At 63.2% G+C, this 11,758-nt stretch carries 16 protein-coding genes and 1 pseudogene; 3 read left to right on the top strand and 14 right to left on the bottom strand.

What is annotated here, in order from left to right:
• From NKH33_RS17960 to NKH33_RS17915, 10 genes and pseudogenes are all read right to left on the bottom strand, one after another.
• Positions 1–277, bottom strand: a pseudogene (locus tag NKH33_RS17960) (IS110 family transposase); the annotation flags it as partial.
• 367 nt (positions 278–644) lie between these two features.
• Positions 645–1,574, bottom strand: coding sequence for a hypothetical protein (locus tag NKH33_RS17955; RefSeq protein WP_352473421.1), 930 nt, complete (start codon positions 1,572–1,574; stop codon positions 645–647).
• Positions 1,571–1,966, bottom strand: a complete 396-nt coding sequence (locus NKH33_RS17950) for a phage holin family protein (RefSeq protein ID WP_292657573.1) — start codon at positions 1,964–1,966, stop codon at positions 1,571–1,573. The genes NKH33_RS17955 and NKH33_RS17950 overlap by 4 nt, the downstream gene beginning before the upstream one ends.
• Complete coding sequence (locus NKH33_RS17945) at positions 1,963–2,691, bottom strand: hypothetical protein (protein WP_352473423.1); 729 nt, start codon at positions 2,689–2,691, stop codon at positions 1,963–1,965. Before NKH33_RS17945 ends, NKH33_RS17950 begins: the two co-directional genes overlap by 4 nt.
• Positions 2,692–2,960: 269 nt before the next feature.
• On the bottom strand, positions 2,961–3,434 hold the full coding sequence (locus NKH33_RS17940) for a DUF2269 family protein (protein WP_352473424.1): 474 nt from the start codon (positions 3,432–3,434) through the stop codon (positions 2,961–2,963).
• Positions 3,434–4,720, bottom strand: coding sequence for an SDR family oxidoreductase (locus tag NKH33_RS17935; protein ID WP_352473425.1), 1,287 nt, complete (start codon positions 4,718–4,720; stop codon positions 3,434–3,436). Before NKH33_RS17935 ends, NKH33_RS17940 begins: the two co-directional genes overlap by 1 nt.
• Positions 4,721–4,754: 34 nt before the next feature.
• Positions 4,755–5,096, bottom strand: coding sequence for a hypothetical protein (locus NKH33_RS17930; RefSeq protein WP_352920825.1), 342 nt, complete (start codon positions 5,094–5,096; stop codon positions 4,755–4,757).
• On the bottom strand, positions 5,093–5,455 hold the full coding sequence (locus tag NKH33_RS17925; RefSeq protein ID WP_352473428.1) for a hypothetical protein: 363 nt from the start codon (positions 5,453–5,455) through the stop codon (positions 5,093–5,095). The genes NKH33_RS17930 and NKH33_RS17925 overlap by 4 nt, the downstream gene beginning before the upstream one ends.
• Positions 5,455–6,675 (bottom strand): NRAMP family divalent metal transporter, encoded by a 1,221-nt coding sequence (locus tag NKH33_RS17920; protein ID WP_352473429.1) that lies wholly within the window; start codon positions 6,673–6,675, stop codon positions 5,455–5,457. The genes NKH33_RS17925 and NKH33_RS17920 overlap by 1 nt, the downstream gene beginning before the upstream one ends.
• Complete coding sequence (locus NKH33_RS17915) at positions 6,672–7,292, bottom strand: hypothetical protein (RefSeq protein WP_352920822.1); 621 nt, start codon at positions 7,290–7,292, stop codon at positions 6,672–6,674. The genes NKH33_RS17920 and NKH33_RS17915 overlap by 4 nt, the downstream gene beginning before the upstream one ends.
• Here NKH33_RS17915 and NKH33_RS17910 point away from each other — a divergent pair.
• Genes NKH33_RS17910 through NKH33_RS17900 form a run of 3 tightly spaced genes read left to right on the top strand, consistent with a single transcriptional unit; the run spans position 7,291 to position 7,837 of the window.
• On the top strand, positions 7,291–7,506 hold the full coding sequence (locus NKH33_RS17910; protein WP_023676165.1) for a DUF2934 domain-containing protein: 216 nt from the start codon (positions 7,291–7,293) through the stop codon (positions 7,504–7,506). The two genes, NKH33_RS17915 and NKH33_RS17910, sit on opposite strands and share 2 nt — an antisense overlap.
• Before the next feature lie 5 nt (positions 7,507–7,511).
• Complete coding sequence (locus NKH33_RS17905) at positions 7,512–7,640, top strand: hypothetical protein (RefSeq protein ID WP_280952094.1); 129 nt, start codon at positions 7,512–7,514, stop codon at positions 7,638–7,640.
• Between the two features lie 8 nt (positions 7,641–7,648).
• On the top strand, positions 7,649–7,837 hold the full coding sequence (locus NKH33_RS17900) for a hypothetical protein (RefSeq protein ID WP_352473431.1): 189 nt from the start codon (positions 7,649–7,651) through the stop codon (positions 7,835–7,837).
• Here the strand turns inward: NKH33_RS17900 and NKH33_RS17895 are convergent.
• From NKH33_RS17895 to uxuA, 4 genes are all read right to left on the bottom strand, one after another.
• Positions 7,823–8,584: a GntR family transcriptional regulator gene (locus NKH33_RS17895; protein WP_352768239.1), complete on the bottom strand. Its 762-nt coding sequence runs from the start codon at positions 8,582–8,584 to the stop codon at positions 7,823–7,825. The genes NKH33_RS17900 and NKH33_RS17895 overlap by 15 nt on opposite strands.
• Positions 8,585–8,653: 69 nt before the next feature.
• Entirely contained in the window at positions 8,654–9,436 is a 783-nt protein-coding gene (locus NKH33_RS17890) for an SDR family NAD(P)-dependent oxidoreductase (RefSeq protein ID WP_352920819.1), read from the bottom strand.
• Between the two features lie 99 nt (positions 9,437–9,535).
• Positions 9,536–10,450 carry a PfkB family carbohydrate kinase gene (locus NKH33_RS17885; protein WP_352920817.1) on the bottom strand — a complete coding sequence of 305 codons (915 nt, stop codon included), beginning with the start codon at positions 10,448–10,450 and terminating at the stop codon, positions 9,536–9,538.
• Positions 10,447–11,646, bottom strand: coding sequence for a mannonate dehydratase (gene uxuA, locus NKH33_RS17880; RefSeq protein ID WP_352473434.1), 1,200 nt, complete (start codon positions 11,644–11,646; stop codon positions 10,447–10,449). Before uxuA ends, NKH33_RS17885 begins: the two co-directional genes overlap by 4 nt.
• Between the last annotated feature and the right edge of the window lie 112 nt (positions 11,647–11,758).

Below are 11,758 nucleotides of genomic sequence, written 5' to 3'. Positions count from 1 at the left end.
CCGTCTTGTTCGCCGCCATATCGAGAGCGGCTTTGGCATGGCGCGCATCGATGCAGATGGCTGGCAATCCCTCGGCGCGCAGCGCATGATAGAACCAAACTGACAGCGGGCCGGTTTCGAACACGACGCGCTTTGCGGCCGGCGCCCGCTTGCGGACAAGCTCGGCAATGATCCTGGGATCAGATGCGCACTTCCCGCGCCAGATCCGTTCGCCTTCACGGCGGATCGACACCGCCGTCTCTTTCATCGACACGTCGAGACCGATATGTTCTTCCATGGCTGTTCTCCGTTGATGCTGGGCCCGGCGTCCAGTCGTGAGCCCGTATTTCATCTTATCGGGGAACAGCCACCCTCCAAGGCTATGATCGGTTCCAGGGCGCGTCGCTCCCGCGATTACCCCATGTGGTTGTTTTTTTTCAGAATGGACAGTGCTGCTGAGGCCCGTTGGCCAGACACGCTTCATGCAGCCCGACGAACCGAACGGATTCAGAGCGAAGAATCGGAACGGACCGGAGCGCCTCGGCTAATGACTTGAGCGCCGCGATCATATTTGTCTGCGGAAGGTTGCGGACTCCTAGCCGACTTCGATGTGCCAACCGCGAGGCGGCCCGTGGTCGGAATCGCCACGAACGACCGCAGCGCTATCACGTTGTTTCGGGAGAATCGTTCGAACTGGGAACCTCGTCGGTCTCCGGCAAACGATCGCGAATCGCTTCCTCAGTTTTGCTTGCCGTCTTTTTCACGACTTTCTCGACGCGGTCGACCAAGGTCTCGGCGTCGCTGCTGGAACCCTGTCGGTCAGCCTCTTCTTTTACAGTCTCATATGCTTCGGCGGCGACCTGCTTGGCTTGTTCCACGCCTTCTTCAAAGAGCTCCTCGGCACTGTCACGAAGCTTGTCGCGGTAGGGGCCGAGTTGTTCGTCTTCCGCGGCGGTGTGAGGCAGCATCACGCCGATGGCGGTGCCCACGGCAAGGCCCACCGCGGCCATTGCCAGAGGTTCGCGCTGGAACAGGTCTCGCGTCGACTGCCGCACCCGCCCCGCCATATCGTTGGCGCTCGAGCCGAACTGCCCGGCCGTGCTTCTTAATCTTTCTTTGGCGCCGCTCGCAACGTCTGCGACAGCCTCAGTCCCACCGCCTGCCACGGAAGCAACCGAACGAGCGGCATCGGAGAGCATGGAGCCGGCGGAATCTTCGCTCTCGGCACCGTACTCATCGCCGCTTGAGTCCTGCCAGGCCCCGCCCAAGCTCCGCTGGTCAGAGAAGGTTCGGCTGCCGTCAGGTTCCCTGCTGGTCGAATAGGCACCAAGTGCTGAACTGTCTACCGACGTGCCCTTGCCAAGCATCAGCCAGGCCAGGCCCGCGCCGACCAATGTAAGCGGCAACGGATTGTCCCTGACCTGAGTCTTAAGATTGCTGAGCATGGCGGATCCCTCGCCGCTGAACATCCCGGTGAATTCGTCGATCAGTTGGCCCGGTGTCATCTTGCTGCGGATCGAGTCTGCGGTATCTGCCACTCTGGCGCGAGCAATATCAGCATCGCGTTCCAACTCGGCTGCGGATTTGTCGGTCATCTTATCTGTTCCTTGATCACGCGTGCGTCGCGTTTAAGTTGGTCTTGTGTCCGGTCGGGGGTCAACTCTGAGGGAGCCATGCTTGCCTTGCCGGAGCGCAAGAGTATGACGCCCAGTACTGCCACCACGACGCCGACGAGCAGCGAGGACCATCCGGCTCCCAGCCCGGCGCTCGCCAAGGCAATCACCAGCGCCTGCAAAAGCACCATCAGGGCGGCGAGCAGGCAAATGGCGCCTCCCATTACCTCCACGGCGCCGGCGCCGGCCTTGCTTACCTTTTCCGACATTTCAGCCCGCAACAGCCTGCTTTCGGTTTGAAGCAGTGTTGTGACCTGCTGTGCCAGATCGCTGACAAGGGTTGTCAGGCTGCGAGTGTCCTGATTGTCAGTCATGGGTTTTGCTCCAGGCTTGCATTGGCCCAGTCATCGCCGGACTGATCGGATACTAGCGGGGCCGGCTCCACTGCCTCTGCCGATCGCCCTCCGAACTCATTCGAGCTAGGACCGGTCTCGGGCGCCCGGCCTGCTCCCGACCGGCGCGGTGCTCCGGCTTGGGCAGAGGGCGGCGAGCTTTTGATGAACCGCCCCAGCGCCAGGCCTGCCAATACCGAACCGGCGATCAGCGCCCCCGAGTTTTCGCGGCCGAACGACTGAATTTCGCCAAGCACCTCGTCGAACGGTTTATCCTTCAGGGACGAGGAAAGCCGCTCGAGCCCGCCTGCGGCGTCAAGGGCGAATTTCGAAGCGGTCCGTTGATCATTATTGGCAAGATGCTCGCTTGCCGCGCGCAATGCGCCGCTGAAGGCCTTCAGATTGGCGCTCACGTCGCGCTGCGTTCCCTCCGCCTTGTTGAACAATGCTTGCTTTGCTTCCGATGCGTAGTCTCCGGCTTTCCTGGTGATCTCGTCACGCGCATCGTGGAGCGCTTCCGTCGCGGTCTGCTTTTCTCGCTGTAGTCTTTCCGAAAGCTCGCTTCTGGCTGTCTCGAAATCGGCCGTCTGACGGCCCTGATCGTCCTGGTCCTGCATGGTGTCTCCTAGTGGAATCCGAGGAAGGAGAGGATCGCAAGCACGACGACGACGAAGCCGATGAGATAAATAACACTGTTCATGGCGCAATCTCCTCCACTGCGCACCGAACTTGCCTGTGCTTCCCGTGTTCCCCTCAGGCGTCATCTTTTTTGGTAAGCGAAGCCTAACCAGCCTCAAGACGGGATGTTGTCCTGTGCCGATGGCGGTGAGCGCGCGGTTGGAAATGATACGAGACCGGACTCCGGTGCGACTTACAGGTCGAGGCGCAGGTCCGCTCCGGCACATGGCGCTGCATGGGCCGGAATCTTTCCGTAGTGCTTTGACTGGGCATTATCGCAGTGGGACCTGCCTGCGACCTACCACTCGATCGCAGGCCGCGCGATCATCAGCCAGAAAATCCCGAGTACGGCAGCGAAGGCGGGGAAGCCGAAGGCGAACCACAGCCAGAAGAGCCGATGATAGCGCGGCGGCAACGGCGCGCCTGCAGCGGCGGCTTGCGATGCCAGCTTGCGCATCTCCATTTGCATCCAGACGACCGGGAGCCAGAACATTCCGGTGAAGATATAGAGCGCGATCGAAAGTACGATCCAGCCCTCCGACAGCGAGTAGCCGGCCTGCCAGGCGAGCGCGGCTCCGGTCAAAGGTTGCGCGACCACGGCCGTCGCGGTGAAAAGGAAGTCGGCGACGACGACGACACGCGCCACCGCCGCAACCGTCGCGGCATTGCCGGTCCTGTGGGCGAGCAACATGAAGAAAGCGATACCGGCGCCGGTACCAAGCAGCACGGATGCGCCGATGACATGCAGAAATTTCAGCAGGAAATAGAGCATCAACGCTCCTCCAGCACTGCCAAGGCCACAAAGTGCAGCACCAGGATCGGCAACACCTTGAGGAACGGCCCAAGCGGGTCGTTCCACAGCTCGGGGCTCAGAAAGCTTCCGACGACCAGGTAGAAGAGCGAGAGCGCGATGCCGCCATAGAGGCCTTTTCGCGCCGCCGGCCGCCAGGCTAGGAGCGCGCCGACGGCGATGTCGGCAAGAGCACCGGCTATCACGATCGGCGGCGACAAGATGCCCGCCCCCGTGCCTTGCATCAGATCGACGCCGCTGCGGTAGCCGGTGGTCAGCGACACAATTCCCGTCACGATCCACAAGAAGGGCAGGACGACGAAGATCGCAGGCTTGATGAAATACAGCCGGGCAAACCATTTTTCCTGCACCGTTGCCGGATTGAGCGCGAGGAAGCCCGCCAGGGTTTGCGGGCGTATGCCGGTCGTGGCGGTCCAGTCCGAGGGATCTCCAACCGCTCCTCGGGCAATCTCTCTGGCCGCGTTGGTGCGCATCGGTGGACGCCAGCCGAACATCGCGGCAAGGTCGCCGAGGCGGTAGAGAAGCCTTGCAACAGCCGCCGGCAAGACAAACCTGGCTGCAGGAGCCCAGCCGAGCCATCGGCGATAGCTGCCGACGACCTCGTCCATGCTCAGCTGTTCGGGACCGACAAGTTCCAGCACGATGCGAGACGGACTGGCGGGATCGAGAAGGAAGACGACGGTTGAGACCACGTCGTCGAGCTGCACCACTTGGAGCGGGCCGGTGCCGGGCATGGACGGCAGCACCGGCAGCGAGGCGAGACCCCTAAACAATGCGCTGGCCCCAAACACCGGCCGGCCGAGCACCACGGACGGGCGCAGGATCACCCAATCCAGATCAAGCGCCATAAGCGCTTGGTCGCCAGCCAGCTTCGTCGCCGAGAATGCCGAAGGCTGCGCCCGATCGACGCCGATTGCCGAGAAGTGGATCACCCGGGCAACCCCTGCCCGCGCACAGGCGAGGAAGAGTGCTGCCGCCGCCTCGCGATGGACTTCGCGCGTCTTTTCACGAGGGCTATCCTGCAGAACGCCGGCACAATTGACGACGGCGTCTATGCCCCTGAGATGCGGTAGCCAGTCTTCGGGCTGCAGCGCCACCGCCATGTCCAGCACCAGCAATTGATAATTGCCGGTCCGGTTTGCGCCGGGGCTGCGGACCAATCCGATCACCTCATGTCCTTCGGAAAGAAGGCGTGCCACGACGGAGGCACCGATTAGGCCGGTGGCGCCGGTAACCAGGACTTTCACTGGACCCGATTCTCCGACGGCGGGAAAGTATCGTTCATTCCGGTTTATCGCCCTCGATACTCCCCTTCATACCGGAAAGTTCTTCCGTCGTGCATAACAACCGCGGCCGCGCCGGATCGGAGATGTCGAGCTTGTCCCAAGGGATGCGGTACATGCTGTCGCGACTGCGCAGTCGAAAGACATTGAGGACCGCAATGCCGATGGCCGAAGCGGACAGACGCTCGAAGGCCGCGTAGATGCCGACATGGTACTCGGCAATCACCAGGTCGTCGCCATCCGATTCTGCGCGTATCTCCTCGATATGACCGATGCTTTTGCCGCGCTGCGAAAGCACATTCCTGCCAGCCAATTGCTCGAGATTGATAGTAGCCATCATCCAGCTCCCGGGATACGCCCAATGACATGATCGCGCAGCCAGTCCTGCCAGTCGAAAATCGCCGTTTCGCGGACGTCGATATCGAACTCGATGTCGACGCCGATGTCGCGCACCTTGTTCCAGGCGATGCGGTGCGGCTCGGCATGGCGCTTGCCGCCGAGCCTTGCCGCAAGCCGCGCCATCCAGCGCCCGGGCCGCTGGCCAAGCCGGCGCGCCAGCGTGATCGAGCCGAGCTCGACCGCAATGATTTTTGGCGGCTTGCCTGGCCTGAGTTCGGCCACCAGCCCGTCAACCTTGCCGATCTTGACCTGCTCGCGGTCGACCACTTGCTTGTCCAGGATGTCACGCAGCAAATCCATCACGTGCCTCCGAACATCTGCAAAGGAATGGTCACGATCGCGAGCAAGAAACCGAGCGCGATGATGAAGATAACCGCGGCATTCGCGATGATGCCATTGCGGTGCTCGCCGATATAACGCTCGTCGTTCAGCAGGAAGAGGAACGGCACCACGGTTAGCGGCAGGCTGGCGGCCGTCAGCGCCATGGAGAAGATGGTGAGCTTCAGCGGATCGAGACCCAGTGCGATCGGAATGGCGGCGAGAAACAGCGAGACCGTATACACGGTGCTGAAACCCGGGTCGTCGCGCGGTTTCAGGTTCTCGCCCCAGGTCCAGCCGAAACCCTGCGCCACAAGGTAGGCTTGCTGCAGGCCGATTTCGAGCGCGGCGCCGAAGCAGGCAATGCCTAGTGACGCAACGAACAGGACGAACCCCCAGAAACCGAAGATCTGAATCAGCATCAGCGGCAGTTGGTGGTAGTCGTCGACCTGCACTATGCCGTGTGCTGCCAGAACGAGCGCCGCCACAATCAGCACACCCATAGCGATTGTGCCGCCAAAACTCATGCCCAGGCCGGCAATCGCCCGATTGGCTCCGAGATAGCTCTTGTCCCACTCGTCCTCGATCGCTCCCGACGAATAGAACATGAACAGATAGGGCGAGATCGACGCACCAAGAATGCTGACTGCCATGAACCAGTAGTTGGCCGCGTCGTGATCCGGCAGTGTTGGCACGGCCCCGGCCGCGACCTGCCCCCAATCGGGCTTCAGCATGACGGCGCCAACCACGAAGCACAGCGTGACCAGCCCGAGGATCGCGACGCCTTTTTCGATGAATCCGAACGTGCCTTTCCAAAGGAACAGCCATGCCAGAAAAGCGACCGGCAGCGCCCACCACTGAAAGCCGATGCCGGTGGCGAGCTCGAGCGCAATCGCAACACCGCCGATTTCGGCTGCCATGACCAGGAAGTTAACCAGCAAAGTGGCGAGCAACGGCCACAGAAAGGCGTTGAAGCCAAACCGTTCCCGGATCCCGTCGGCGATGGTGTGATGACTAACTGCGGCGAAGCGTCCGGCCATTTCGACCAGGAAGATGATGCAGATCGTGCCCAGGACGACGGCCCATATCAGCTGAAACCTGAACGCGGCGCCGGCCTGAGCGGCGGTCGCCATTGATCCGACCTCAAGAAAGCCGCCAACGCTGGTGACGACGCCGAGCGATATTTCGAGCAGCTTCTTCATGATTTCGGCGCGAAATATTTCGCGTAGGACGTGCTCAGGTCGGCGGCGGCGGCCCGCAGATCCTGCTGCGCGTGTTCCACTTCCGAGCGGTTGCCGTTCTGCACGGCCGTCGCCGCGCGAATTACCGCTGCCGAAAGCCGTCCAACCGCCATCTTCAGACCGGCTTGGCCGCTGGACTCAGGCGACTTGCCGGACTGGATTTGCGCATCGGCATCGGCGAGCGCCTTGCCGGCCGATTGCAAAGTGCGCGACGTGTATTCCGACGGGGCTTCCCCAGCGATCCAGCTCTCCAGGACCAGCGATGCGGTCTGTGTGGCGGAAGCCGCGGTTTTCGACTGCTGCTCGACCTGGCCGGAAGGCGAGCATGCCGTCACTACAAATATTATCAGCAGCAAGCGCAGGCGGTCTGGTCGAGAACCGACGGCTGTAACGGCATTTACAATACGTGCTTGTAGCGTTGCTGCCACACGATTGTTCTCCCCGGCACCAGGCGACTTCGGCGCGAAGTTTGATCTAGAGCGCTGGGTGATCAGGTCAACTGAATCGCGATGAACGGCGCTGGCACCGCGGAACAAACCAGCGATCGCCGGATTAGGGGATGACGAGGCAAAGGCCATGGACAGGGAAGAGCGTATCAGGCAGCGAGCCCATGAGATCTGGGAGCGCGAAGGCCGTCCGCAAGGACGCGAGCGCGAGCATTGGGATCAGGCCGTGCAGGAGATCGAAGCTGAGGGTTCCGAGGCCGAACGCGGCCCGGTCGTGCCCGATCCAACGGTCGAGGCCGGCTCCGATCCGGAGGCACGCGGCAGCAAGCGGCGGCGAGGGACATGAGGCCGATGCCTCGTTTCGTCGCCTGGATCGTGGTCGTACTGGTCGTGCTGTTCGCCGCCTGGCTGATGATCGGGCGCGACAGAACCGGCGGCGGAGGTCAGCCCACGCCGCACGCAATTGATCAAAATGGATAGGAACCGACATGACGGGAACCGATACTCATCCTGAACAAGACCCGGCGGAAGGATCGCGATCGATAGTGGAAAAGCAGCTCCGCAACGAGCAAGGCGGTGAGGGTCAAAATCGCAAAGCCGAGCCAGCTTCCGACACATCCGGCAGCAAGACCAAGACACCTTCGGAAGCGCGCAAGAAAGGCTCAGGCTTGGATTGAGCCGGCCGAAAGCGGGCTCACACTGCCGTTTGCCTCGAAATAATAGGGATAGCGCTCCTGGACGATTTCGAGCACCTCGAAGATGCGGCGAAGATGCGTTCGCATCGCCTCTTCCGCCGCAAACGCGTCGGCCTGCTCAAGCGCATCGACAATCCGCCGATGCTGGCCGAGGACCACCGACATGCTGTCGAGGCGCGGAAAAGACAGGAAGCGGAAGCGGTCCATGTGCAGCTTCGCCGCGCTGATGTCGGCCCAGATTCCGGGAAACCCGGCATGACTCGCGATGTGCTGGTGGAACAGCTCGTCCGACTTGAAGAAGCGCCTGTCGTCCGCGATGGAGGCGAACGTCTCCTGGACGGCCAGTTCGCCTTTGAGCACGGCAAGCAAGTCGGCACGGCGCGGGCTCTCGACCGCGCGCTTGATCAGGCCGACTTCGAGCGCTTCGCGCAGAAACTGCGATTTCTCGAGATCGGCAATCCGGAGCGGCGCCACCATGCTGCCGCGCTGCGGATAAATGTCGATCAAGCCAAGACCGGCCAACCGGGCGAGCGCCTCCCTGACCGGCGTGCGGCTCACGCCGAGGGCTTCCGACATCGCCTTTTCAGAAATCAGCTCGTGCGGCTTCAGGCGGAAGGTCAGGATCTGGTCGAGCAAAACCTCGAACGTCCTAGCCGCGACTGAAGCGCCGGGGGCGGTTTCGTCGAGCCGCCCCTCGGTGATAGTCCGCGTTCCCAAAAGCCGTGCCATCGGCGACCCTTATAGGCTCTGCAGCTTCAAGCCGTTCATGAAATGCCTGCGCAAGCAGCAGCGCCGACGTTATTCCTTGCGCGGAGAACCGCCGATGCGCGCCAGCAGGCCGCCATCGACGCGTACGACCTCGCCGGTGACGAAGGAGGCATCGTCGGACAGCAGGAAGGCGACGACTGCGGCAATCTCTTGCGGCTGGGCGGTACGGCCGAGCGGATGCATATTGTCGAGGATGCGCAGGATCTCGTCGGGCTTATCGTTGAGCTTGACCGCATTACGCAGCATCGGCGTGTCAACCGCACCCGGAGCGACGGCATTGACGCGCACGCCGAGCGGCGCATAGTCGACGGCCATCGATTTGACCAGGCCGATCAGGCCGTGCTTGGCCGTGCTGTAGGCCAGAACCCCTTCCTGGCTGGCCAGACCCTGCACCGAGCTCATATGGACGATGGCGCCGCGGCTTTGCCGCAGCAGCGGCATCGCCGCGCGGGAGAGCAGGTAGGCAGCCTTGAGGTTGACGTTCATCACCTCGTCCCAAAGCGCCTCGTCCGTGGTCTCCACCGTTCCGTAACGCTGGATGCCGGCATTGTGGGAGAGCATGTCGAGCCCGCCGAACGCGGACCGGGCAAGCTCGACGGCGCGGCCACAGGCTTCAGTGTCGGCGGTCGAGCCAAGCACGGTGTGCACGGTCACGCCGCGCGCCGAAAGCTGCGCCGCGACGTCATCCAGCTGATCGCCCGCCCGGTCGAACAGAATCAGGTCGACGCCTTGCCCGGCCAGTCTTTCGGCGACAGCACGGCCGATGCCCATGGCCGCTCCCGTGACCAGTGCGCGTTTTTTGAACTCAGCCATTTATCCTCCCTCGAACAGTTGCGCAGCGACTGCCATGGTAGTCGATCGGCGCCACTTGACGTGCCCTTCTTTGCCGAACCGGCCCAAGCGTGTTCGGCGTCATGTCGATCCTTGCATGAAAGCCAGCGTTTCCGCGCGCGTCGGTGCGCCGAGCCGTCCGCCAAAGCGCAGGCACTTTAGCGCGGCGGCGGCGCTGGCCACTGCTATCGCCCGCTCTTCGTCCCAACCTTCGGCCAGGCCGAGAGCGAAGGTGCCGTGAAACACGTCGCCCGCCGCCAGGGTGTCGACGGCTTCGACCCGCGGCGACGGCAGATGACGGACATCATTGCTGCCCGAGTAGCGGAACACGGTGCCGTTCGCGCCATCGGTGACCGCCACGAAGGCGCCGGTCCGTTCGCCGAGAATGGCGACGGCGGAACCGGCGGAAACCTCTGGACCGCAAAGGATGCGTGCCGCCGGCAGCGAAGCAACGACATGCGAGGCGAGCGGCAGTAGCCGGTCGAGCACCGGTCGCGACGCGACATCGGCGTCAAGGATCGCCGGGATGCCGCACTCGCGAGCCTTCGCCAGCGCCAGGGCCGCGGCTCCGGGCCAGCGGACATCAACCAGCACGGCGTCGAAGCGGGAAAAATCCGCGGGCGGAAGACGGTCAGGATCGGCTTGCGTGATTGCATCGTAGAAGGGCACAATCATACGCTCGCCGGCGGCATCGACCAGGATCGTGGCAATGGCCGAGCGACCGCCTTCAACCCTGCGCACCAGCGAACAGTCGACCCGCTCCGCCTCCATCTGGCCGATGACATCGCGGCCGACAGCATCGTCGCCGACGCTTGCCCATAGCCAGACCTGCCCGCCCTGGCGGCTGGCTGACGCGGCGGCGCTTGCCGCCATCCCGGCCGCGATCTGCACGGCCTCGCTCGGCAGGAACTTGCCGGCGCCGGAGGGCAGGACATCGAGGCGCAAGATCGTGTCGTAGGTGAGCGCGCCGACGCAGAGCAGGCGGGGCGCCGTCATTGCAGCCGGTAGCCGCGCTGATGGGCAATCGCTGTCATCACGCCTCTCAATTCGGCAAGGCCGCGAAGACGGCCGATCACGGGGTAGCCGGGATGGGTGTGCCGCGCGGCGTCATCAATCAGCTCGTGGCCATGATCCGGGCGAAACGGCAGCAGCGCCGCCGGTTCACCGGCATCGCGGCGGCGTTGCTGCTCGTCGAGCAAGATCGAGACCACCGAGACCATGTCGACATCGCCGCTCAGATGCTCGGATTCCATGAACGAGCCGTCCGGGTCCATGCTGACATTGCGCAGATGCACGAAGTTTATCTTGTGCGCAAAGCGCCTGGCGATGGCGGGCACGTCATTGGCCGGGTTGGCGCCCAGCGACCCGGTGCACAAGGTGAGGCCGCTATGGGCCGATGGCACGGCGTCCAGGATAAGGGCGATGTCGTCGGCGTTCTTGACGATCCGGCACAGGCCGACGAGATCGCGCGGCGGATCGTCCGGGTGGATCGCCAACGTGACGCCCGCCTCTTCGGCCGCCGGCAGCACGTTTTCGAGAAAACGGACGAGGTTCTCGCGCAGCCGGTCGTGCGACAGGCCCGACTGCTCGGCCACCACTTCGCGCAATTCTGCTATGTCGTAGCGCTTGAAGGCGCCCGGCAGGCCGGCCATGATGTTGGCGAGCAGACGCTCTTTTGACGTATCCGGCGTCGTCTCGAACCATTCGCTCGCCCGCTGGAGAACATCGGACGCATAGTCGCGCTCCGATCCCTTGCGCTGCAGCATGTAGCAATCGAACGCGGCAAGCTCGTGCATGTTCATGCGGAGCGCCCGTCCGCCGCCCGGCAGCGGCGCAGCCAGGTCGGTCCGGGTCCAGTCGAGGATCAGCATGAAGTTGTAGCAGACCGTGCGCACACCGCAGGCGCCGAGATTGCGTAAGGTCTGCCTGAAATTGTCGTAGAGCCGGTCGAGATCGCCGCGGCCGAGCTTGATGTCCTCGTGCACGGGCACACTCTCGACGACGCTCCATTTCAGGCCCATCGCCGGATCCGCTTCGATAAGCGCCTGGCGCTGCCTGATGGCGTCGATCGGCCAGACTTCGCCGTAAGGGATGTCGTGCAGTGCCGTCACGATGCCGGTCGCGCCGGCCTGCCTGGCATGGGCAAGCGTTGCTGCGTCGCTCGGGCCAAACCATCGCCACGTCTGCTCCATTCGACCTCCAGCTGCGGAATTTCTCGATGAGAACCGCTGGTGTATTGGATACTACCATGGCAGTCAATTGCTTGCCGGCCCGGTCCTGTGTCCGCGTTCGGGCGGCCGCCCT

This window comes from Mesorhizobium sp. M1182 (assembly GCF_040318335.1).
In the GTDB taxonomy this organism is placed as follows: Bacteria; Pseudomonadota; Alphaproteobacteria; order Rhizobiales; family Rhizobiaceae; genus Mesorhizobium.
Note: the sequence above shows the minus strand (reverse complement) of the source record. Positions and strands in the feature narration are given on the sequence as shown.